Annotated in this window: 19 protein-coding genes; 8 read left to right on the top strand and 11 right to left on the bottom strand. The window is 37.9% G+C overall.

Features of this window, described 5'->3' with window-relative positions:
• Positions 1-58 precede the first annotated feature (58 nt).
• The 3 genes from PMAL9190_RS01815 to PMAL9190_RS01805 all read right to left on the bottom strand — a co-directional run bounded on the left by PMAL9190_RS01815 (position 59) and on the right by PMAL9190_RS01805 (position 2,260).
• A complete protein-coding gene (locus PMAL9190_RS01815) occupies positions 59-1,216 on the bottom strand; it encodes a lysozyme inhibitor LprI family protein (protein ID WP_087843657.1) in 1,158 nt (385 codons plus the stop codon).
• 242 nt (positions 1,217-1,458) lie between these two features.
• Positions 1,459-1,707, bottom strand: coding sequence for a hypothetical protein (locus PMAL9190_RS01810; protein WP_087844191.1), 249 nt, complete (start codon positions 1,705-1,707; stop codon positions 1,459-1,461).
• 67 nt (positions 1,708-1,774) lie between these two features.
• Positions 1,775-2,260, bottom strand: coding sequence for a hypothetical protein (locus PMAL9190_RS01805; RefSeq protein WP_087843656.1), 486 nt, complete (start codon positions 2,258-2,260; stop codon positions 1,775-1,777).
• Positions 2,261-2,424: 164 nt separating this feature from the next.
• On the opposite strand from PMAL9190_RS01805, the gene metC reads away from it, so the two are divergent.
• Both metC and gpmA read left to right on the top strand, forming a co-directional pair.
• Positions 2,425-3,612, top strand: coding sequence for a cystathionine beta-lyase (gene metC, locus PMAL9190_RS01800; RefSeq protein WP_087843655.1), 1,188 nt, complete (start codon positions 2,425-2,427; stop codon positions 3,610-3,612).
• A 518-nt stretch (positions 3,613-4,130) separates the two neighbouring features.
• Positions 4,131-4,823, top strand: coding sequence for a 2,3-diphosphoglycerate-dependent phosphoglycerate mutase (gene gpmA / locus PMAL9190_RS01795; protein ID WP_087843654.1), 693 nt, complete (start codon positions 4,131-4,133; stop codon positions 4,821-4,823).
• A gap of 88 nt (positions 4,824-4,911) precedes the next feature.
• On the opposite strand, the gene PMAL9190_RS01790 is transcribed toward gpmA, so the two are convergent.
• Positions 4,912-6,384 carry a protein adenylyltransferase SelO gene (locus tag PMAL9190_RS01790; RefSeq protein ID WP_087843653.1) on the bottom strand — a complete coding sequence of 491 codons (1,473 nt, stop codon included), beginning with the start codon at positions 6,382-6,384 and terminating at the stop codon, positions 4,912-4,914.
• Between the two features lie 364 nt (positions 6,385-6,748).
• Here PMAL9190_RS01790 and cfa point away from each other — a divergent pair, with 364 nt between their 5' ends.
• Positions 6,749-7,891 (top strand): cyclopropane fatty acyl phospholipid synthase, encoded by a 1,143-nt coding sequence (gene cfa, locus PMAL9190_RS01785; protein WP_087843652.1) that lies wholly within the window; start codon positions 6,749-6,751, stop codon positions 7,889-7,891.
• Between the two features lie 89 nt (positions 7,892-7,980).
• On the opposite strand, the gene PMAL9190_RS01780 is transcribed toward cfa, so the two are convergent.
• On the bottom strand, positions 7,981-9,378 hold the full coding sequence (locus tag PMAL9190_RS01780) for a hypothetical protein (protein WP_087843651.1): 1,398 nt from the start codon (positions 9,376-9,378) through the stop codon (positions 7,981-7,983).
• Positions 9,379-9,705: 327 nt separating this feature from the next.
• Between PMAL9190_RS01780 and PMAL9190_RS01775 the strand changes: the two genes are divergently transcribed.
• Entirely contained in the window at positions 9,706-10,548 is an 843-nt protein-coding gene (locus PMAL9190_RS01775; RefSeq protein ID WP_087843650.1) for a CvfB family protein, read from the top strand.
• Between the two features lie 98 nt (positions 10,549-10,646).
• On the opposite strand, the gene PMAL9190_RS01770 is transcribed toward PMAL9190_RS01775, so the two are convergent.
• From PMAL9190_RS01770 to moeA, 3 genes are all read right to left on the bottom strand, one after another.
• Entirely contained in the window at positions 10,647-10,880 is a 234-nt protein-coding gene (locus PMAL9190_RS01770) for a glutaredoxin family protein (protein WP_087843649.1), read from the bottom strand.
• Positions 10,881-10,898: 18 nt separating this feature from the next.
• Entirely contained in the window at positions 10,899-11,669 is a 771-nt protein-coding gene (moeB, locus tag PMAL9190_RS01765; RefSeq protein WP_087843648.1) for a molybdopterin-synthase adenylyltransferase MoeB, read from the bottom strand.
• Between the two features lie 129 nt (positions 11,670-11,798).
• Positions 11,799-13,034, bottom strand: coding sequence for a molybdopterin molybdotransferase MoeA (gene moeA, locus PMAL9190_RS01760; RefSeq protein WP_087843647.1), 1,236 nt, complete (start codon positions 13,032-13,034; stop codon positions 11,799-11,801).
• A gap of 303 nt (positions 13,035-13,337) precedes the next feature.
• Between moeA and folE the strand changes: the two genes are divergently transcribed.
• Both folE and PMAL9190_RS01750 read left to right on the top strand, forming a co-directional pair.
• Positions 13,338-13,991: a GTP cyclohydrolase I FolE gene (gene folE / locus PMAL9190_RS01755; protein ID WP_061000266.1), complete on the top strand. Its 654-nt coding sequence runs from the start codon at positions 13,338-13,340 to the stop codon at positions 13,989-13,991.
• Positions 13,992-14,080: 89 nt separating this feature from the next.
• Positions 14,081-15,025: a LysR family transcriptional regulator gene (locus tag PMAL9190_RS01750; RefSeq protein WP_087843646.1), complete on the top strand. Its 945-nt coding sequence runs from the start codon at positions 14,081-14,083 to the stop codon at positions 15,023-15,025.
• Positions 15,026-15,095: 70 nt separating this feature from the next.
• Here PMAL9190_RS01750 and PMAL9190_RS01745 read toward each other — a convergent pair whose 3' ends face one another.
• Entirely contained in the window at positions 15,096-15,968 is an 873-nt protein-coding gene (locus PMAL9190_RS01745) for a YjjW family glycine radical enzyme activase (RefSeq protein WP_087843645.1), read from the bottom strand.
• Between the two features lie 14 nt (positions 15,969-15,982).
• On the bottom strand, positions 15,983-17,515 hold the full coding sequence (locus tag PMAL9190_RS01740) for a YjjI family glycine radical enzyme (RefSeq protein WP_087843644.1): 1,533 nt from the start codon (positions 17,513-17,515) through the stop codon (positions 15,983-15,985).
• Positions 17,516-18,162: 647 nt separating this feature from the next.
• On the opposite strand from PMAL9190_RS01740, the gene PMAL9190_RS01735 reads away from it, so the two are divergent.
• Positions 18,163-19,941: a L,D-transpeptidase family protein gene (locus PMAL9190_RS01735; RefSeq protein ID WP_087843643.1), complete on the top strand. Its 1,779-nt coding sequence runs from the start codon at positions 18,163-18,165 to the stop codon at positions 19,939-19,941.
• 145 nt (positions 19,942-20,086) lie between these two features.
• Positions 20,087-20,818, top strand: coding sequence for an HAD family hydrolase (locus PMAL9190_RS01730; RefSeq protein WP_087843642.1), 732 nt, complete (start codon positions 20,087-20,089; stop codon positions 20,816-20,818).
• Between the two features lie 94 nt (positions 20,819-20,912).
• Here the strand turns inward: PMAL9190_RS01730 and PMAL9190_RS01725 are convergent, their stop codons facing one another.
• Positions 20,913-21,866, bottom strand: a complete 954-nt coding sequence (locus PMAL9190_RS01725; protein ID WP_087843641.1) for a TerC family protein — start codon at positions 21,864-21,866, stop codon at positions 20,913-20,915.
• Between the last annotated feature and the right edge of the window lie 713 nt (positions 21,867-22,579).

Below are 22,579 nucleotides of genomic sequence, written 5' to 3'. Positions count from 1 at the left end.
TTTATATAACTAATGAGGGCTAATACTGTTGTTTCTTATTAAAATCTACACCACTACATTAGGGAAGGGGGATTTTTTGTTCTGTGGTTGTACGAGAGCTGCAACCAAGCGAGTCCTCCTTCCTTGGGCATTTACCACCGAATCGATGTACAGTTGTTGCTATTGTCATCGTGTGGTCGGCTAGGTTTATTTTTTTTATGGCATAGCTTGTATCTGTGTGCTCTTTGGTCATTAAGACTTCATCAGTATTGATGTTTTTAATCACTAATTTGCCGTTATTTGAACCACCACCCGGTTGTGGGTAATTAGGCAGTAATGGAGAATTTTCTAAATAAGCCACTCGAGTATTATTAGCATAAAAATGAGCATTAGCAGGCGCAAGGTAATGCTGGGTTGACGTTGAAAGTTGTTGTTGACTATTATGAATAATAACATCATAGCCGTAGTTAATATTGCCCCCACCAGCACCTGGTGGACCCATCATCGCTTTTAAGATGATATTTTTGCCATTAGGACTAAACTTATAAGGTACAAAAATCGCACCGCTATTGCCTGTTCTATGGGTTGTTGCTAACGTACCGACGACATAAGGGTGTTGATTATTAGCATCAGAAGCCACAAGTTTTAACTGCCAGCTATTGCAGCGGTTATTTTTCAATGTACCGCATCCTGCAAAGGTACGAATCACAGTGTCACATTGTGGATTGACTAAAGATTTCACATAAAGATATTGGCTTGGAATTAATTGCTTTATATTTTTAGGCGGTGTGCGAGAAATATTTGGACACTGCTTATGGTTGCTTTTTATGGTATTAGCATACTGTCGTAGAGAACTATTTAATCGACGCCACTTTTTACTGACGGTTGTTAGTGCCGCAGACTCATGTTTTAGTTCGTAAAGCTGACGTTTTAAGTTAAGACGAATACAGCCTTCCATGTATTCTTGTCTTGTACATTGTTTTTCAATTTGTTCGCGCCATTGCTGTTGGGTATTTGAGATAACCACCTGATCAACTGCACTATGGGCTTTTTTTATTTGTTGATATTGTTGTTCAAGCTGATGGTTGAGCTTGGTTAATTCAGATGAAGTACAGATAGCTTTATCTACTGCTGTACTTAATTGACTGCACTTTTCTGATGTAGCATTAGCATTAGTAGTTATTATTAATGAACTTAAAATGATAACCAGAGGAAATGAACGATAATATATTGGCATGATAATGTCCTTAATGTTTATATAAGTGATGTTATTAGCGTTATCTTGCCGTATTGATAAAAATAATCGGTGAATATTAGAACTGATAACTTTATTTATAGATTGTGAATCTTGTATATTATTGATTGATAGTAGTACATCAACGAATAAAATAGCAAACCTTGTCTATTGGTTTGTTATAACATAAAAAAACGCCAATCTTGATTATCGGCGTTTTAGTAAAAAAGTATGTAACGCGTTAATTAATGTGTGTGGCGTGGACCTTTACTGACTAATTCTTTGCCGTTCTCAAACACATCATCGGTAACCCAGCGGCCATAAATCAGTTGCTGCTTATCGTTAAAAACTGCAACAAAATGACGACCATCAGCATTGTTCGTTGCCATGCCAACACCTTCTACATTTTGTAGCCCAAGGCCACCATTTTCAACGGAAAGTAGAAAAGCTTCTAGTTCTTCAAGGCTATCGATAACACTTAATTCATTATTAATCATTGCTGTACTCTTTGAGTGATGACTTGGTGCGATCTTCTATTTTAAGGAATATTTGTAAATTACACTAGCCTAATTGCTGAGATAACATTAATGCAGCAATAATGAACCCATCCTGACGTTGGTTATTACCACCTATATAAGCATCAGCAATAGAAGAAGTGTTGGTTGATAACCATAAAGTACCATTTGATTTAATAATCGCATTGGCGACAGTACTATGATTATCTTGCAGCCAGATCTGATTATTGTTTTTTAATATTGCAAAAGGTGGCTGGTCACTTATTTCATTGATCCATATTTTATTGTTTTTAATCACAATAACAGCTTGGTTGTTGGTTAATGCTTGGGTGATTTTCGATTGATCCATGTGATGCAAGATAATGAAATTAGGTGTTTGAGTGCGATTATTAGCTAACCATATTTGGTTGTTTTTTATTACCGCATTGGGAGTGATATTTTTATGGTTGCTATTTAGCCAAATATTAGTGTCAGCAAAGGCAGTGCTAGAAAATAGCAATAACGTCAAAATTGTAATGCATATCTTTTTCATTGGGTGATCACTCTTATAGGAAGTATAGATAATATACAGTATTAGCAACGGCTTGTGATCGACGATGAGGAATAACCAATAACTTTTGGTTGCTAGTTTGATGTCTCTATTCGTGCTATACAATGAATATTCAATAACATACAGTGAAATATTAAGGGAGTGACATGTCTAGCCAGAATATTAATACTCAATTGGTTACTGCTGGACGATCAAAGAAATTTGGTCAAGGGGCTGTAAATAGTGTTATTCAACGAGCATCGTCATTAGTGTTCGATTCAGTTGCAGATAAAAAACAAGCCACAGCTAATCGTGCTAATGGTGAATTGTTTTATGGTCGTCGTGGTACTTTAACCCATTTTTCACTTCAACAAGCGATGGTTGAAATCGAGGGCGGGGCAGGATGTTATCTCTATCCTTGTGGCGCAGCAGCAGTTGCTAATACTATTTTAGCGTTTGTGGCTGCAGGTGATCACCTTCTAATGACGGGGGCTGCCTATGAACCAACTCAAGATTTTTGCAATGTAGTGTTAAAAGGGCTTAATGTCGATACGACGTATTATGATCCATCTGTTGGTGCTGATATTGCGGATAAAATTCAACCCAATACTAAAGTCGTGTTTTTAGAATCTCCCAGTTCAATCACTATGGAAGTGCAAGATATACCAGCCATTGTAAAAGCTGTTCGAGCTATAAACCCTGAAATTGTGATCATTGTTGATAATACATGGGCTGCGGGGGTGTTATTTAAAGCGTTAGATCATGGTGTTGATATTTCGGTTCAAGCAGGAACTAAATATATCGTTGGTCATTCAGATGCAATGTTAGGTACTGCTGTTGCCAATAGTCGTTGTTGGGAGCAGTTGCGAGAGCGGTCTTATTTAATGGGACAAATGGTTGATGCGGATACAGCCTATGTTGCAGCCCGTGGTCTACGGACGATGGGGGTACGCTTAAAACAACATCATGAAAGTAGTATCAAGATTGCTGAATGGTTAGCGCAGCATCCACAAGTTGAACGTGTCAATCATCCTGCTTTACCTAGTTGCAAAGGGCATGCGTTTTTTATGCGTGACTTTAGTGGTAGTTGTGGATTGTTTTCATTCGTGCTTAAAAAGCGTCTTGATAGTCAACAGATTGCCAATTTCCTTGATAATTTTACCCATTTTAGTATGGCGTATTCATGGGGAGGATATGAGTCGCTGATTTTAACTAACCAACCTGAAGAACTTAACCGTATTCGTCCTGCTGGTAAGGTTGATTTTGACGGTACATTAGTAAGAGTTCATATAGGTTTAGAGGACTGTGATGATTTACTAAATGATCTCGCCAAAGGCCTAGAACGTATCGCTTAATCCTATTAACGTCTTAGCACCAACATGCTAAGGCGTTTCATTGATTGATTTTAGCTATTGCAATAATAGCTGTAAATATTTCGTTACAATAAATTGGTTTGATTACGCCTCAAAATACAAAAATTATTTAAAATCAGCAGCTTAAAAATCATCATTAAAGACAAAATGAAATTTTAAGTGTTGGTTTGTCTGTATTTGTATATTTCGTGTCTTATTTTATTTTTTCAGACGCTATTGCTATCGAAAGGAGTGGGTGATATCTTAATTGCCATAGACAAGAATGATTATCAATAAGATTTCGGTGTTTGATAAATATGCCAACGACAACAATATTTTTATTGAAGTATATAAATGATTAAAACTAATAAATAACCATTTTATTTTTATTATTGAGTTTTAAAACTTAATAGCTTATTAAATTTAAGTGATTATTAATAAGTTTATTATGAGTAGGTTTATATATTTCCATGAAAATAATTAGCACCGTTATTAATACTAATAAGAATATAGAGGTTGCTATGAAAACGACTCGCATTGTTTTAATTCGTCATGGTCAAAGCCAGTGGAATAAAGAAAATCGTTTTACTGGTTGGGCCAATGTACCATTAACTGAACAAGGTAAATCAGAAGCACAGTCAGCAGGTCAAAAATTAAAAGAAAATAATTTCAAATTTGATTTTTGTTATACATCAATGTTGAATCGTGCCATTAATACTTTATCTATCGTACTTGAAGAGCTTGATTTACTCTGGTTACCGGTTGATCATTGCTGGCAGTTAAATGAACGCCATTATGGTAACTTACAAGGCTTAAATAAAGCAGAAACAGCAGAAAAGTTTGGTGATGAGCAAGTGTTCATCTGGCGTAGAAGTTACGATACACCGCCACCAACTGTTGATAAAACAAGCCCTTATTACCCAGGTAATGATCCACGTTACGCTGATTTAACTGTTGATGAGCTACCTGTTGGTGAGTCATTAAAAGATACTTATGAGCGTGTCATTCCATTTTGGAACGATGTTATTGTACCTAAAATCAATAGTGGTACAGATATTCTTATCGCGGCACATGGTAATAGCTTACGTGCCTTAATGAAACATCTCAGTGATATTGCTGATGATGAGATAACTCAAATAGAGATTCCTACTGGAGTACCGCTAGTCTATGAATTAGACAGCAATATGAAAGCAATAAAATATTATTATTTATAAGAGTACATAAGTACTTAAGAGTTAATGTCAAAGATAAAACCTCACTTATTATCAGTGAGGTTTTTTTGTATATATTCAAAACGAAAATTCATGATGAGCAGCTGATTTCAAGATGTTTACCCCAATGCGGTGGTAATTGTGCGAGCTTTTCTGCATCTTCATGTTCATGTTCATTAAAAGGGTGCGCGAGAACAGTCATTAATTGCTCAATAAGCTGATAATTTCCTTGTTCAGCTTCTTCAATGGCTTGCTGAGCAAGATAGTTACGGAGAATATATTTCGGGTTATGCTGTCGCATTGTCGCTAAACGCTGGCGAGTATCTGGCTCAAGTTGTAACCGTTGTTGATAGCAAGCTAACCATGGTTTTAGGGCTAAAGTGCATTGGAATAGTGTTTTAAAGTGATGTTCACTGTGTGTTAGTTCAGCAATAGTAATTTGGGATAATGTTCTAAAGAACAACGTGTAATCAACCTGATATTGTTTTAATAACTGCAACAGTTCAGAAAATAATCGAGTATCAGACGCATCTGCAATGGTTAACCCTAATTTTTGACGCATGTTATGGCTATATTGCTGCTGTAATTGGTGTTGGTAATGTTCTAACCCATCATCAATCTCAGTTTTATTGAGTAATGGTGTCAAAGCGTAGCCAAGAGCAGATAAGTTCCACAACCCAATTGCAGGTTGTTGGTCAAAGGCATAACGGCCCGAGTAATCTGAATGATTACAAATAAAACTCGGTTCATAATCATCAAGAAATCCAAACGGGCCATAATCAAATGTTAGCCCTAAAATTGACATGTTATCAGTATTCATAACGCCATGTGCAAATCCTACTGCTTGCCAAGCAGCTATCATGGCAGCTGTACGTTGACATATTTGCTTAAACAGTAAGGCATAAGGAGAAGGGGCTGAGGCCAACTCTGGAAAATGGTGCTCAATAACATAGTCAGCGAGTTGTTGTAATTGTTGATGTTGACCGGTGTAAAAAAGATACTCAAAATGACCAAAACGAAGATGACTTTCAGCGACACGAACAAGGGTTGCTGCGGTTTCAACGTTTTCTCGTATGACAGATGTTTGACTACCAATGATGGCTAAAGCGTGGGTTGTTGGTATGCCAAGTCCTGCCATGGCGGTACTTGCAAGGTATTCACGAATAGAGGAACGCAATACAGCACGCCCATCCCCCATTCTAGAATAAGGCGTTTTACCTGAGCCTTTTAAGTGTAAGTCCCATTTCTTACCTGCACTGGTAACAACTTCTCCTAGTAATAGTCCTCTGCCGTCCCCAAGATCTGGATTATATTGTCCAAATTGATGACCACTATATTTCATCGCCAGTGGAGACATGTCAGCTAATATTGTGTTGCCACTGAATATATCTATAAAACTTGGATCGTGTGCAACTGCGGGATCTAGCTCAAGTTTTTCAGCAACAAGTGGATTAAAATGCACCAGAGAGGGGTGTTCTAAAGGTTGGGGTAGTATAGGTGTGCCGAGTGATGCTGCAAGATCACTATAGCTATTAGCAAACTTTAGTGTCGAAAGTGTTTTCATGGCAATACCTATAGTCAAAGAAAGTAACCATTTAAGCTTATCGAGTTATGGTAAATAAACAAGGGATGAAAAGTAGGGGTATTAAAAAGTAGAATTAATCCAAAAAAGAAAATATCGCTTATTCATAAATTGTTCATTGATGATGATTTATAAATAAAGATAATATTAATAGAAATTAAAATATAGGATGTTATTTAATCTAAATGGTATCTATTTTATTTTTAAATAACCTTTTTATGTAAATTTAGTTTTAAAATATGCACGCAATAATTGGTTAAATCTTATATTTCAACAATTAACATTGTCGTTTTCTTTATTTAGGGGCAATTTGTCATACATATTGGTCATATAAGGAATGCTAACGATGACAAATGAAGTTTTTTTCCAAAATCTATTATCTCATGCTGATGTAATGATAAATGGTTCTCGACCTTGGGATATTAAAGTCCACGATGAACGTTTATATGATCGAGTATTAAATGAGGGTTCGTTAGGCTTTGGCGAAAGTTATATGGATGGCTGGTGGAGCTGTGATGCTATTGATGAAATGATCAACCGTGTATTACATGCCCGTATCGATGAAAAGCTTGATTTATCTTCTAAGCTCGCCATTGGATTAAAAATAGGTGCCTCAAAAGTAAAACACCTTTTTAACCGTCAAAGTATTGATCGAGTAACGAAAGATGTGCCTTTTCATTATGATTTAGGTAATGATTTATTTGAGTCTATGCTTGATAAGCGCATGACATATACTTGTGGATATTGGAAAAATGCGACAGATTTAGACTCTGCTCAAGAAGCTAAGCTTGATTTAGTCTGTCGCAAAATGGGCCTAAAACCGGGTATGCGTTTGTTAGATATTGGCTGTGGTTGGGGGAGTTTTATGAATTATGCCGCAGAGAATTATGGCGTGATTTGTGATGGTTTAACTCTTTCAAAAGAACAAGCGGCACTAGGACAACAACGCGCTGATGATCTCAATCTTCCTGTGAAATTCATTTTACAAGATTATCGTTTACATAAACCTGAACAACCTTACGATCGCGTTGTATCTATTGGTATGATGGAACATGTGGGTCCTGAGAATTATGAAGATTACTTCAAAGCGGCCTACCGTTATCTTGCTGATGATGGCATATTCTTATTGCATACCATTGGTAGCCCACATTCTAAAACAGAAACTGATGCCTGGATTAACAAATATATCTTCCCTAATGGTGTTGTGCCGTCAATGACGCAGATTGGTGCCGCGACTGAAGATTATTTTAATATCGAAGATGTGCAAAATATTGGTCCTGACTATGATAAAACTTTAGTCGCATGGAATGAAAAATTTGAAAAAAACTGGCCGCAAATATCAGAACATTATGGTGAGAAATTTTATCGTATGTGGCGTTATTATTTATTGTCATGCGCCGGCGCATTTCGTTGCCGCGATTTAAATGTATGGCAATTTGGTTTAACCAAGAAAGGGGCAGAGTTGCCTTTATGCGTGCGTTCTAACTAACATTATTCACTTAACCTTTTGGTTTTAAATAACAATGCCCTTGTTAATGAGGGCATTGTTGTATGGGTTATATTGTTGTAAAAAATCAACTATGAATTATCAACAGTAATGGCTTTTTTCGGCTTTGATTTTTTCGGTTCTGGCATAATAATCGGTTCAATATCAACAATCTTTGAACGACTCATTATGATTTTCCAGCGTTGAATACGCACTGTTTTATCTTCATCTGTTTCTTGAGTGATCAAGTTAATCAGATGTCTTTTTTCAACCGATTCTTTGGTTACTTGGCCATCATTAAGTTGGTATAACCGTTGTGAACCTTTTTCCATCAAGGTCGCGACCGATCTAAGATCAAGAATGATTGATTCACGTGTTTGTTCATAACCACTTAAGAACTTGGTTGGTGACATTCTGGTAGTGCTTTTATAATGTAAAATGGTTTCTTCACGGTGAGAAACATTATGCTTACGTGTTTTGCGAATAACATCGACTAAGCTATCGTAATTAACAAACTCTAACCACTCCAGTTGACGTCCAATAACATGACCAGTATTTGCATCAAAAAATTGTTTGCGCCAGCGTGCTTTTCCTTTACGCATCCAACGCCATAGCATGGTTTTTAAGTCGTCTTTAAAGACTTCACGAGCGGCATAAATAACCGATAAAACCAAAATGAAAGAGGCGGTGATATCACCTAACATACCGCGTGCTTTAATAAGCATCAAGGTAACAAAGATCATCACAATACCCGCAGCGGCACCAGTAACAATTTTGCGAGTATTTTTACCCAACTCCACGGTTTTTTCTTTCATCGTTACAGGGTATTCAATCAGACGTCGCAATAAGCGCATCTTATTTGACATACGCGTTGGATCTTGCATCGCTCTTGCTGAGTTATAATTATTATCTATACGGTGCTGAGCTTCTTTTTGGCAAATTTCTAATAGTAGAGGTTTGATTTCATTGTACTCAGCGCCACGGGGTAAGTGAGCGATAAGTTGCAGAAAACGTTGCTCTGTAAACCATGATAAATAGTTATCAATATTTTCATAATACTTAAGTAACTTTTTATCAGTTGGTATGTTACGGCGTAACCTTTTTAGAATTCGAACAGCTAACTGTGCTGCTTCTTCGATTTCTTCTTGTTTCGATTCACTGCTATCACCTAATAATTGCTGCGTTGTTTTTTCCAAGGCTAACGCATATTGATAGGCATAGAGACTTAAACTTAAACGGTATTGCTCAATAGAGAGCTTACCTCGACTTGCAAGGCGGCTATGTACTAAAGGCAGATGGTTGATATCACTAAAATAAGTACGTTTGCCATGAATGGCATTATGATAAAACTCTTCTTCAGAGATGATATTGGCATTTAACCCAAGTTCACCTGGGACAAAAATGTACATATCAAGCTGTCGATTAGTTGTTTCATGAATCACATGAGATATTTTGAGTTTATGCCCATCTTTTTTATCGACAGTAATCACTTTTTATTTTCCCTCCAACGGATAATGCTTAATGGTATAAACTGGCTTCCATTGAGATTATATGAGAATAAGTTTTTGTCCATTATTTATAAATCACAACTGATTAATGCTAATAGGATGAAAAAACATCAAATAATTGCAGATAGGTTGGGCGAAGGCTAACAACATCACGTATAATATCCGCATCATAAGCGCAATCCGTGCATTATAGCGCATTGCCTAGCTAGCGATAGTCATTAATAATTGCTGCTAATAAATTGAATGATAAAGATATTGAACCAACTGCACTATAAGCGTGTTGTTGCCTATATAGAGAGTACCTGATACATGATTAAAATTGGACAATACAACACACTAGAAGTTATCAAACTGGTAGATTTTGGTGTGTTTCTTAATGGCGGTGATGATTTCGGTAATATTTTGTTACCAAAGAACACTGTGCCAGCAGGTACTAAGCTCGGCGACAAGCTTAAAGTTTTCATTTACTTCGATTCTGAAGATGAAGTGATTGCAACCACTGATGAACCTTTAGTTGAAGTGGGTGGTTTTGCTAAACTGCGTATTGTTGGTGCCACTACCATTGGTGCATTTGCTGATTGGGGTTTACGTAAAGATCTGCTTATTCCATTTAGCGAGCAACGTCGTCGATTAGAAGAAGGCGAAGAAGTGATGGTTCGTGTTTACACGGATCGCGCATCTGGTCGTATTGTTGGCTCAACTAAGTTTAACCGCTTCCTTGATAAAACACCTGCAAACTACAAAGTAGGTCAAGAAGTGCAAGTGGTTATCGCTGAAACAACCGAACTGGGTTATAAAGCGGTTATCAATGGCGAACATTGGGGCTTATTCTTTAAAACAGAAGCGTTTGGTAAGCTGTTTATTGGCAAACAACTAAAAGCCTACGTTCAAGAAATTCGCCCAGATGGCAAAATTAACCTATCACTACAAAAAGTAGGTCTAGGTAAAGTTGATGATCTAGCTGATAAGATCCTAACGTCGTTAGAAATCAAAGGTGGATATATTCCGGTAAGTGATAAATCAAGCCCTGATGAGATCTTCCGTGTTTTCCGTACCAGTAAAGCAACGTTTAAAAAGACCATTGGTGGCCTCTACAAAAAAGGCTTAATTGTGATTGAAAAAGACGGTATTCGTCTTAACGATAACGATTAATCATCACTGGCATTGATTGCTATTAGTGAATAAAAAAACCGACACAGTGCTAGAAATAGTCAGGATGTCGGTTTTTTTATGTCTTTAGCTGCGGTTCATTAGTCTTTTTGATGGAGTAGCTGTTCGAATTTTGTCATATTCCAACCTATTAATACGCTATCGCCAATTTTTATAACAGGGACAGAACGGGCACCGGTACGACTTAATTCTTTTCTGCCTTGTGGTGTTGCGACATCAACTAAACGAAAAGGATAATTTTTGGTTTTCATGTACTGCTGAGCATCTTTGCAATGCGCACAGTTTTTTTGAGTAAACAAAGTAATACGTTTCATAATAATTAATTCGCTACACTATTTACTACATACAGAACAGTTCGGTTGCTGCATTAATTTCATTTCACGCCAGTTCATGCTCATTGCATCTAACATTAAGATCTTGCCTGTTAATGGCGTACCGACATTGGTTGCCACTTTAATCGCTTCCATTGCTTGTACTGCACCCACAATACCGACCACAGGCGACATGATACCGGCTTCAACACAGGTTAATGTTTGTTGACCAAAGAGGGCGCTCAAGCATTGATAGCAAGGCTCACCATCGCGGTAGCTATAAACACTTATTTGACCTTCCATACGAATAGCAGCCCCAGAAATAAGCGGGGTTTTAGTGGCAAAGCATAAGCGGTTAAGTTGGTTACGTGTATCAACGTTATCACAACAATCTAGCACTAAACTGTGTTGTTCAATCAGTGGTAATAACTCGTCATCGGTTAAACGTTTGGCGATGGTTTCAACGGCTAAATAAGGGTTAATAGCTGTTAACGCTTGTTTAGCTGATTCAACCTTGAGCATGCCAACAGTCGCATCAGTATGTAATATCTGACGTTGTAAGTTAGAAACTTCAACCTTATCATCATCAATCAGGGTGATTTTCCCCACACCAGCAGCAGCAAGGTATTGTGATGAAGCACAGCCTAAACCACCTGCACCTAAAATTAACATCGATGAGGCTTTTAATGCTTCTTGGCCTTCGAAATCAAATTGGCGCAGAATAATTTGACGGTTATAGCGCAGCATTTCTTGATCTGATAATTCAGCATTAGCATGTTGTTCTATTGTCATAAGTGAAATTACCGTTATTACCTATTTATTCGAGCGTACGTTCTTTGAGGTTCTTTGAGATTGCATCTAGCAGGTGATGCATTAACCGCTATCTAATCGATAGTAAGTTAATGCACCGACCGCTAAAAATTAGTACATGGTGTGGTTAAACATTTCAATAGTGACTAATTCACCAACTTCAACACGGCCACGATCTTGTTCTAATACCACAAAGCAGTTAGCGTGGTGCATTGAGCTGAATGCACCAGAGCCTTGATTGCCGGTTGTTGTAACTTCAAATTGACCGTCGCAGTTAATGCTATAGATACCACGCTGGAAGTCGGTACGGCCAGGGCGTTTCTTAAACATTGAGGTTGCTTTGGCTTGTAAACGCACTGGTGGTTGGTATTGGCTATGGCCTGCTAGTTTGGCCAGCATAGGTTGAACTAATTGGTACAGGGTTAACATTGCAGAAACTGGGTTACCAGGAAGACCACAGAACCAAGCATTATTGATGGTACCAAAGGCAAAGGGTTTACCCGGCTTCATGGCGATTTTCCAAAAACCAATTTGACCTTCTTGATCTAAAATATCTTTGGTGTAATCAGCCTCACCGACACTTACACCGCCAGATGTGATCACAACGTCAGCATCTGTTGATGCGGTAAGGAATGCTTGGCGAAGTTTTTCTGGGCAATCTGGAATAATACCGAGATCTAACACATCACAGCCAAATTTTTCTAATAATGCTTTGATGCCATAACGGTTGCTATCGTAAATTTGACCCGCTGCAAGTGCTTCACCAACAGGGCGTAATTCATCGCCCGTTGAGAAAAAGGCTACTTTAGGACGGCGGTACACAGCAAAAGAAGCAATACCTAATGACGCCAATAATGGCATTTCACGAGCTGTTAAACGGGTCCCTTTAACTAAAACGGTTTCACCGTAATGAACATCGTCGCCAATAGGGCGAATGTTATCATTGGCTTTAGGCTTGATATTGAACTGAATGTTATCGCCTTCAACTTGCGTTTCTTCTTGCATGATAACAACATCAGCACCAACTGGAATTTCAGCACCAGTCATAATGCGAACACATTGCCCAGCTTCACATGTCCCCGTAAAAGGAATACCAGCAAATGATTTACCAACCATCGTTAAGGTATTGGTATGTTCAAGATCAGCGGCACATAGCGCGTAACCATCCATTGCCGAATTAGCAAATGGTGGCACATTAATAGGAGAAAGAATATCTTCAGCAAGCACCATACCCATTGCATCTGCTAATGCTACCGTGGTGATTGTTGTTAATGGTGAAACCTGAGTCATAATGTTATTTAACGCAGTTTCAACGGTCATTAAACCTGGTACGTCGCAGCATCCCATAATTGAATCCATTTATTTAGTCATGATAATGATGTGAGCAGATCTGAAAAATTCTCAGTTGACGTGATCTTGCTACAGATGTTTACTAAGTATTGTTCAGAACGCTAGTTAATAGATAGTTTACCCTTTATTGGCTACCGCGGTAAGAGATTGAATATACTAAAATACACTTGAAGTACGTAACCATAAGAAATTTGGTGGTGAAATTATTCTCATTTGGGGGTATTCTGCTAACGATTTTAGCGCTGGCAAGGTCAGAAGGGTATGTCTTTTTTATTCTACCTAGGTCAGCTGGAGGAAGAGATGACAGCATTAAGTGTATCTGCAATACAAGTACGTGACGCCTTAGCCGCCCGTGGACTAGAAACCCCGATGACAGCTGATGTAATCAGTCGCGAAGAAAAGAAAGAAAAAATTGAATATCATATGCGTGAGGTATTATCGCTATTAGCATTAGATCTTACCGATGATAGTTTGGTTGAAACACCACACCGTATTGCAAAAATGTATGTCGATGAAATTTTTTCAGGTTTGGATTACACCAATTTCCCTAAAATCACAGTGATTGAAAATAAAATGAACTGTGATGAAATGGTACGAGTAAAAGACATAACCTTAACCAGTACCTGTGAACACCACTTAGTAACGATTGATGGTAAAGCAACAATTGCCTATATTCCACGTGGAAAAATTATTGGTTTATCTAAAATTAATCGTATTGTCCGTTTCTTTTCTCAGCGCCCACAGGTGCAGGAACGTTTAACACAGCAAGTATTAGTAGCATTACAAACGTTACTTGAAAGTGAAGATGTTGCCGTTACTATTGATGCAACCCATTACTGCGTTAAATCTCGTGGTGTAATGGATGCAACCAGTGTGACGACAACAACTGCATTAGGGGGTATTTTTAAACGTAACCCAGCTACTCGTGCTGAGTTTTTTAATGGTATTCGTTAAGCGTTAATTACTGCTATAGTTGAGGTTCTATAAATGCCTGCCAATAGATAATTGGCTGGCATTTTTTATTTATATTCAAGAGATAATAGATGGATTTAATTAGGCTTTCTCGCATTAGCATGAAGCACCTTATTACGTTGCATGTGATGTTAGATACTCTGAGCGTGACAGACTGCGCTCAACGGCTGTGTGTTAGTCCATCATCGGTCAGTAAAACCTTGAGTCAGCTTCGAGACACACTAAATGATGAGTTGTTTTATCGTCATGGTAATCGGTTGGTGTCGACACCATTAGCACGCCGTTTAGGGCCGACTGTGCATCAGATGATCAGCGATATGAATCAGATCATGACTCAAGAAGAGTTTGATGTTGCCAATTATGCAGGCAGTTTTTCACTATCGATGCGAGAAAGTACCTTTGAATTGATCGCCGCACCTTTGTGTGAACATGTATTGAAACTTGCACCAAATATTCGGTTAGATATTTGGTCTAAAGATAATATTGGTGTTGGTGGATTAGCGAAAGGGGTACTGGATTTTATTATTTTGCCGCATGATCTTAGTCAACCACCGAACATTGATAACAACTTAGTCTGGGAAAACCTATTTACAGATGAAATGGTGTGTTTAATGTCACATCAGCACCCGCTCGCGACGCAATCACTGACGATTGATGATTATTTACATTACGATCATATTGGTATTGTCGATAATGATCTCAGTGTGCCATTTTTTGAAATGCAGCTCGCACAACAACATCGCAAACGTAAAGTCATGGTTAATGTAGCGGATTTCGGTGTCGCAGCAACACTGTGTAAAAATACTGAGTTATTGTTTACTTGCTCAAAAAAATGGGCCGAAGTGGCAGCGCAAGCACAATCTCTCACTATGAAAGAATTGCCGTTTAATTATGGTCAAGTCGGGTATAGCTTGGTGTGGTATCAACCAAGTATGAATGATCCTGCGTTGCGATGGTTATATCAACAAATTATCGCTGTAGGCCATACAATCGGTCTAGCTAATAAAGAAAGTTAATAGTGATAATATTAAACGAAAAAGTCAGTGGTGATTTGGTGAGCGCCACTGACGATAATTTTTAACGTTGCTATACATACACGCTAGGTAAGATTAAATTGGTAACATTACGCTCTGTAAGTAATGCTGCAAAGGTCTCGATATCCTCTTTTTTACATGTTGTCCAGTTGAGAGACTCACCGGTAACGCCATGATGCTGAAATGCATTGAGCTTAATACGTACACTGCTATCTAACGCGATTAAATAAGCTGCGACAGCATCGATATATTGCTCATAATCGGTGATCCCAGGGATCTGTAATAAACGGACTTCGTATAATTTTTGGTGTTGACTTAACCAATCAATAGTAGCTAAAACACGATCATTATCACGACCAGTTAACCAGCGATGAGTACTGTTATTCCAGGCCTTTAAATCAATCATTGCGCCATCAAGATAGGGTAAGACCATTTGCCAACCAGTGATGCTTAAACTGCCATTACTGTCGATCATACAGCTCAGATGTTGCAAAGTAGCATCGGACTTGATGGCTTTAAATAATGCGATAATATACGGTAATTGTAGCGTCGCTTCACCACCTGTTACCGTTATGCCATTAATAAAAAATAAATTATCTCTGATTAAAGTCAGAGTATCCGCTACTGTTAACTGTTGTGTTTTCGGGGTTGATTGTTTATTACATGCGCTTAAACAACCATCACATTCAGTGCAGCTCGACATATTCCATGTCACAAACGGTTTATTGTTTTGTGTTGTAAGTTGTAGTGATTGGGTGGGACAACTTGGTACGCAATCACCACATTGATTACACATATCAATTGTTTGTGGGTTATGACAGTTTTTGCAGCGGTAGTTACACCCCTGCAAAAACAGTACCATACGATTGCCTGGGCCATCAACACATGAGTAGTTCAATATTTTGCTGACTGTGGCAGAAATCATATTATGGGTATCTTTTATTTAGCTGAATAAACGGGTGACATTTCACGACTAACAACGCGTGGTTGGCGCTCTAAAATACGTGTATTCTCAGACGCTTCTGTACCTAACCAAGTTGTATTCGTACGTGAACCTTGCTCTTTAAATTTTGAAATATCAGACAACTTAACCATGTAACCTGTTACACGAACAAGATCATTGCTGGCAACGTTGGCGGTAAATTCACGGAATCCTAGAGCCAGTGCGCCTTTACATAGTTGCATTAATGCCAGTGGATTATTCTTAATTGTTTCTTCGATAGTCAGAATTTCACTGATACCAGAGGTATAGTATTGATGGTGCGCAGCCAGTGCTTTAATATGAATCACTGGATCGGGTTCGGTACCATAAGGAATTCTAATCCCCGGCGTAACTTCGTGATCACAACTAATACCACCTTGTGAGTGCAATAGAGCACGGCCATTTAAGCCATATTTTACAGGTGTTGTAGTAACGATTTCATTTAATGTCTCACTGATTTTCAGTGCGATAGCATTCGCTGCTTCGTTGTGACCATACTTAGCCGTTGATCCTGACTTTTCCATCAGAATGTTTACAGCTTCAGCCATACCGAAAATACCAAACATAGGGGCAAAACGGTCTTCATTGATCAAGCCTTCAGTGGTTAAGAAACCATTAAAGAAATTTGATTCTTCATGTAAGAACGCTGAACGAGCATCAATCAATTCAAACATCAGTCCACTGTAATGTGGCAGGGTAGTGGTTAAGAACTCTTCAACACTATTACTACGTAGTGCGACTTCTTTTAAGTTCATGCGTACTAATGTGTTGGCACCACCGGCAAGTGGCAGTGAATTATAGCAACTTACGATACCAAAACCTGGTTCACCAAATGCGTCAGCGAACATTGGGTAGTTAGCAATGTGTGGCTTGCTGCACTCACAAATATTGTCACACGCTTGCTGCAATAAGCTTTCTGGTGTGATTTGTGGGTCGTACATAAATGTCAAATTGGGTGCAACTTGTTTAAGTTCTGCATCAATGGTTAAAATCATTCGACAGACGATGTTATCTGTTGGACCAATATTGACATGCATAAAGGCATCGGGAAGAGTGCGATCAAGCATGATCCAGAAATTTTTCAGTTTACGGTATAGCACATCGTCACTTATATCGGTAACAAATGGCAGTAAGATTTGGTCAAGTTGACCAAGGTAAACGGGAATATTAGTGACTGACGGTACGTGATGATAAATGATCGTCAGTAGGTTAATTGCTTCATCTAAATTAGTTGCAGCTTCAAGCTCTAAGTATTCAGAGCCTTGTTGTAAAAATTTTGCGTAATCAGGAAGAACATAACGAGGTTTAAAAGGAGCATTACCTTCAAACATATCACAAATAATACCCGCATCTTTTGCTGCTGAAACGGCAGTGGAAATTGGCATATAGTCTACAATAGCTTCTGCTTCCAACGACAGGAACAATGTTTTCTGCTTAGCACTTAATGTTGGATCAGTAATGATATTTTTAATTTTTGTTTGTAGTGTCATTGCTATGTTCTTCTTATATCCATAGGTTTTGTGCGGCTAATCTAACGGAGAATGTATTTTTCCAGAAGTGAAAAATACAGAACAGTATTTTTCCAAAATGGAAATCCATCGTTTAAAGCAGTTAAAAAGTTATTTGATATAAAAAATACGGTGTACAATAGACGCAAAGTAAATCGAGCCTGAATTTAACATTAAATAAGTAGGGCTTAAGTGTGTAATTTAGTAACAACAAAATAGCATTATTCACTATTACTATTTTCATCATTGTAAAGTGGTTGCTATAGCCTGAAATGCTAAATAAGTATAATTAATGAGCAACCAAAAGCGCAACGGCGAGATATTTCTTCTTTTTCACATCGATTTTATTTTTAATAAAAGAATGTTTTTTTAGGTTTTAAATATCGTTCAATTGTAATAATATCAATACATTGAAGGTTTTTGTTATAACTTTTAAAGATAAAAAATTGTGATATGACATAATTAAATTTTAAAGTTTCACTTTTTGAATTGTATCATTTGTTAAAATTTGTCTAAATATAGATAATTAGTTTTTTATGAATTACCGTCATTGCATATCAAATAAGATAGGCTGTAATGCTAGGTATAGTGTATTTTGTTTTATTACATAGGTAAGGATCGCTTTGACGATGTTAAATCCTCAACGTGTTGTTGCTAAGCGTGTTAGCAAGCTTTTAGTTTTATCGCTGATGGTTCCCGGTAGTGTTTTGGCTGCTGAAGCGAGCCCTGTTGCTCCACAGAATGTTGCAGCTACAGCCAATACAGTGCAAATTGTTGGTCCTAATACTGCGATTCCTCAGATACCAACAGGTACACGAAAAGCACCGTTAACAGCTGGCAGTGTTGATTGGTCGTCATTGAATAATGAACATTTACTTAGTACGAAAATATTATGTGGTAATACCGCAAGTAACGTATGTTTCGCACCACAAATAGAACAAGCTTATGCACAAAATAAGTTTTACCCACTGTGGAATACTGTCGCTTTACGTAAAGAATTGACAGCACAGTTGCAAATGGTCGCAGATAGTAAAATGCTACCGGGTATCAGCCAACGTTTAACTGAACTGAATAAACTTGAGCAACAAGGTAATTTGCGTGGTTATGACCTTTTAGCAACTGATACTTATTATGTGTATCGCGCATTTTTAAATTATATTGCTCATCATCGTAATGTTTTATTCTTATCTCAGCCTTTAAATATGAGTCAAGTAATGGTTCAGTATGGCAGCGATGAAGATGCATACCCAATGACAATGGCGAAGCTTACAACATACCGTCCTACTTATATTCCATTTGAATCAACCATGAAAATGATTGAGAAGTACCAACAATTGGCACCTCATCATTTAACTCGCAGCAGTTTTAAGTCAGCAGTTTATCGCCCTGGTGATGTGCTACCTAATGGTCATGATGTGGTACAGGTGCTTTATCATTTAGGTGATCTAAGCCAAGCGGATCATGATGCATTATCTGTACAACCAACAGTGTCAAATTCTGGTGTATTGTTAGCAAGCATTAAATTATTCCAAAAGCGTCACGGGTTAACGCCTGATGGTATTGTTGGTCCGGCGACAATTAAGCAATTAGTGATGCCATACAGCGACATTGCTCGTTTGTTAGCATTAAACACGTTACGTATGTCGGCATTAAATCGTCATAATGATACTCGTGCTCATATCTGGGTAAATATTCCTAACTATAAGTTAGAACTTTACGATAACGGTCAGAAAATGTTTGAGTCTAAGGTAATTGTCGGCCGTGATACGCGCCCAACAAATCTATTCTCATCATCGATTACAACGATGGTCGTTAATCCATATTGGAATGTTCCGGTAACGATTAAGCAGCATGATGTGATTCCCAAAGTGAAACTTTCTCGTGATTACCTGAAAGCTCATAATATGCAGATTTTAAACAGCTGGCGAGATCGTACTGTTGTACCACCAAGCAGTATTGACTGGGCAACGGTGAATCCAAAGACATTCCCACATGAATTCCAGCAAGGTCCTGGTCCTCGTAATTCATTAGGGCGTGTTAAATTCTTGATGCCAAATGATTATGCTATTTTCTTACATGACACACCATCTCGTGGTTTGTTTAATCGTAATAAACGCGATTTAAGTTCTGGCTGTGTGCGTGTTGAGCGTGCTGATGATTTAGCTAATTATGTTATTGATTACCAAAAACGTAATAATATTGATTCTTTTAAATCAATGCTTGATTCCCAAAAGAACAAGGTTGTTAGTCTTTCAAAACGTATTGATGTTGACTTTGTTTATTTAACGGCATGGGTTGATCAAAATGGTAATCTACAAATGCGTGATGATATTTATGGTTATGACTCACCACAAGTAAAGCCAATTAAAGCAAAGTTCATTACCATGAAAGATTTTGTTAAGCGTTAAAATTACTCACTGCATAATATTTATTAAAGCCAGCACATAGATGCTGGCTTTTTTGTGTGCTAAATATCGTGGCTCAAGGTAGAATTAAATTATCGTTTGGAATCAATACAGTTAGAGTGTCTTTGTATGACACAACGAGGAAGTAATGTTAAAAGCTATTTTTTTAGATATGGATGAAACCTTATGTGCAACTTCGGTTGCTGACAAGCAAGCGTTGGCCACTTTAAAACATTATGTCCAATCACAGTTTCCAACCTTAAATGCAGATACTTTTTGCCAACGTTATATTGCGGGGGTTTATAAACAGCTTAATGACGAATTTCCACAGTTAGTGGCATTATTAGACAATGAATTGCTGTTTAGGCAAACATTAGTTCAAACATTATTTGCTCAACAACAACTCACCATTACTTTTGATCAGGCTGTTGCTATTCAAGCTTCATTTGATGATGGTCGCATGGCTGGATTTGATTTCTTTCCACACGTAAAAGCAATGTTAGCCTGCTTACGTCAGCAGTATAAGCTGGTGGTGATCACCAATGGTCCAGTGTTTTCACAGCATCCTAAACTGGCAGCGACAGCAATGGCTGAACATGTTGATTATATTATTGTGGGCGGAGAAGAGCCGGAAGAAAAACCAGCACTTAGCATTTTCCAAAAAGCATTAAAGTTAGTGGGTTGTCAGTCTAGTGAAGTCATCCATATGGGGGATTCGCTGGCCGCTGATATTGCAGGAGCTAATGGTGCCGGTATTACGAGTGTATGGGTTGATACGGGTAAGGTGAGTGATCACCAAAAGTTGTCGCTGATCACGCCGACCTACATTGTGCAACAGCCACAACAGTTGTTAGATATAATTAAACAGCACATTGGTTAATAGTGCTGGTTAAGCGTCATTATTGATACCGATAAAACAAAAACACCACAGCAAAAGCTGTGGCGTTTTTATTATATGTGTTGTGACGTTAGACTTATTGTTGTGTTGTTTCTATTTTACGTGTTTTCCATAACGATGCGCTGATAGCGATAGTAATGGAAAGGATAATCACACCCAGTGAAATCACGGTTGGAATTGCATAAGGTGAACCAACAAGTAACATTTTGATACCAATGAAGCTTAGAATAAAGGCTAAAGCAACTCGTAAATAGCAGAAACGGGTTAGCATACCTTCTAATACAAAATACAGTGAACGTAAGCCAAGTAGGGCAAATACATTAGCTGTAAAGACTAAGAATGCTTCTTGAGTAACAGCGAAAATAGCTGGAATTGAATCAAGTGCAAACATGACATCTGTTAAGGCAATCACAGCTACAACGACTAATAATGGTGTTGCCAGCCAGCCTTTGTCATCTTTAACAAACATTTTATGATCATGGTAATCGTCTGCAACTCTAAAGAAGCGTTTAACGAGGCGAACAGGGGCTGAGTTTGAGAAGTCTTCTTGTTCTTCTTCACCTTCACGCCAAAGCTTAAAGCCAGTGTAAAGTAAGAAAACGGCAAAGATGTAAAGGATCCAGTGGTAGTCAGCTAAAAGCTTAGCACCAACCCCAATCATACCAGCACGTAAGATAAGTGCGCCGACAATACCCAGCATTAAAATACGAGGACGTAATCGTTCTGGTACTGCAAATTGACCAAAAATAAGTGCGAATACGAATAAGTTATCAACACTGAGAGATTTTTCTAATAAGTAACCAGTGATAAATGATGTTGCTGCTTGTTTATTAGTATATGTGCTTTCAGGTGCCATTTGTGGCCAATATAGGTAAATAAAGCCCATAAAAACAAAGGCTAAAAAGACCCAAAAAACGCTCCAAAGTGCAGCTGTTTTAATCGATATTTTACCACCGCGAGTTTGGTACAAATCGAGTGCAAGCATTAATACTGTTAATACAGCAAACCCTTCATAACTAAAAATACTCATAGAGTTCTCTCTTTATATAAATATCTAACGCAATAAATTATTGTTATTAAGGCTGTTGTTTATTTCGAATATTTATAAAATAACAAAATAAAAAACAAGTTTCATAACAAAAAGTTATTATGCAGAATAAAATACGAAAGGTATGACATAGGCGAGCCTAAACAAAACCTTCCGCGCATTAAAAAAAACCCACGCAATGAGATTGCGTCGGTTCGATTACATGTTGATGTAAACGATAATGGCATTGGTCTCGTCAAAATGGTGCTAGTAGTGTTGTCTATGGGTGACAACGATGACTATTAGCAAATCCATTCACGGCTGCCGGAAGCTTGTGGCTTCGAGATGACGACAGACGAACAATTGTGACTACTCCCCAAACGGGGCAATTTTAGACTTGTAAGCAGTAAGTTACCAGCCGTTTTTGAGGTTAATTTGATTCAATATCTTAAATAGCGTTAATTTGGGTCGATTAATTGCAAAGTTGATGAATAAAATACCGTTTAATTATTTTAGTTGTGTGAAATAGGCAGCTTAGTGCGCTGACAATATGTTCAAAAATGAAGTTTGTGTTGCAAAGCCAGTATGGTCACTAATTGTTCATATGAGAGCGATACGATATACATTGTTTTGGTCTAAACCATCATAAGGGCGATTAATCGAAACGTCAGATCAACAAAATATTTACATCGTAATGGTTTAGTAAAACAGCAATA

Origin of the sequence: Photobacterium malacitanum (assembly GCF_900185615.1) — a bacterium.
In the GTDB taxonomy this organism is placed as follows: domain Bacteria; phylum Pseudomonadota; class Gammaproteobacteria; order Enterobacterales; family Vibrionaceae; genus Photobacterium; species Photobacterium malacitanum.
Note: the sequence above shows the minus strand (reverse complement) of the source record. Positions and strands in the feature narration are given on the sequence as shown.

Excerpts from the sequence above, each read along its gene's own strand:
- PMAL9190_RS01815 (WP_087843657.1), bottom strand. The coding sequence starts at position 1,216 with ATGCCAATATATTATCGTTCATTTCCTCTGGTTATCATTTTAAGTTCA.
- PMAL9190_RS01805 (WP_087843656.1), bottom strand. The coding sequence starts at position 2,260 with ATGAAAAAGATATGCATTACAATTTTGACGTTATTGCTATTTTCTAGC.
- metC (WP_087843655.1), top strand. The coding sequence starts at position 2,425 with ATGTCTAGCCAGAATATTAATACTCAATTGGTTACTGCTGGACGATCA.
- gpmA (WP_087843654.1), top strand. The coding sequence starts at position 4,131 with ATGAAAACGACTCGCATTGTTTTAATTCGTCATGGTCAAAGCCAGTGG.
- PMAL9190_RS01790 (WP_087843653.1), bottom strand. The coding sequence starts at position 6,384 with ATGAAAACACTTTCGACACTAAAGTTTGCTAATAGCTATAGTGATCTT.
- cfa (WP_087843652.1), top strand. The coding sequence starts at position 6,749 with ATGACAAATGAAGTTTTTTTCCAAAATCTATTATCTCATGCTGATGTA.
- PMAL9190_RS01775 (WP_087843650.1), top strand. The coding sequence starts at position 9,706 with ATGATTAAAATTGGACAATACAACACACTAGAAGTTATCAAACTGGTA.
- PMAL9190_RS01770 (WP_087843649.1), bottom strand. The coding sequence starts at position 10,880 with ATGAAACGTATTACTTTGTTTACTCAAAAAAACTGTGCGCATTGCAAA.
- moeB (WP_087843648.1), bottom strand. The coding sequence starts at position 11,669 with ATGACAATAGAACAACATGCTAATGCTGAATTATCAGATCAAGAAATG.
- moeA (WP_087843647.1), bottom strand. The coding sequence starts at position 13,034 with ATGGGATGCTGCGACGTACCAGGTTTAATGACCGTTGAAACTGCGTTA.
- folE (WP_061000266.1), top strand. The coding sequence starts at position 13,338 with ATGACAGCATTAAGTGTATCTGCAATACAAGTACGTGACGCCTTAGCC.
- PMAL9190_RS01750 (WP_087843646.1), top strand. The coding sequence starts at position 14,081 with ATGGATTTAATTAGGCTTTCTCGCATTAGCATGAAGCACCTTATTACG.
- PMAL9190_RS01745 (WP_087843645.1), bottom strand. The coding sequence starts at position 15,968 with ATGATTTCTGCCACAGTCAGCAAAATATTGAACTACTCATGTGTTGAT.
- PMAL9190_RS01740 (WP_087843644.1), bottom strand. The coding sequence starts at position 17,515 with ATGACACTACAAACAAAAATTAAAAATATCATTACTGATCCAACATTA.
- PMAL9190_RS01735 (WP_087843643.1), top strand. The coding sequence starts at position 18,163 with ATGTTAAATCCTCAACGTGTTGTTGCTAAGCGTGTTAGCAAGCTTTTA.
- PMAL9190_RS01730 (WP_087843642.1), top strand. The coding sequence starts at position 20,087 with ATGTTAAAAGCTATTTTTTTAGATATGGATGAAACCTTATGTGCAACT.
- PMAL9190_RS01725 (WP_087843641.1), bottom strand. The coding sequence starts at position 21,866 with ATGAGTATTTTTAGTTATGAAGGGTTTGCTGTATTAACAGTATTAATG.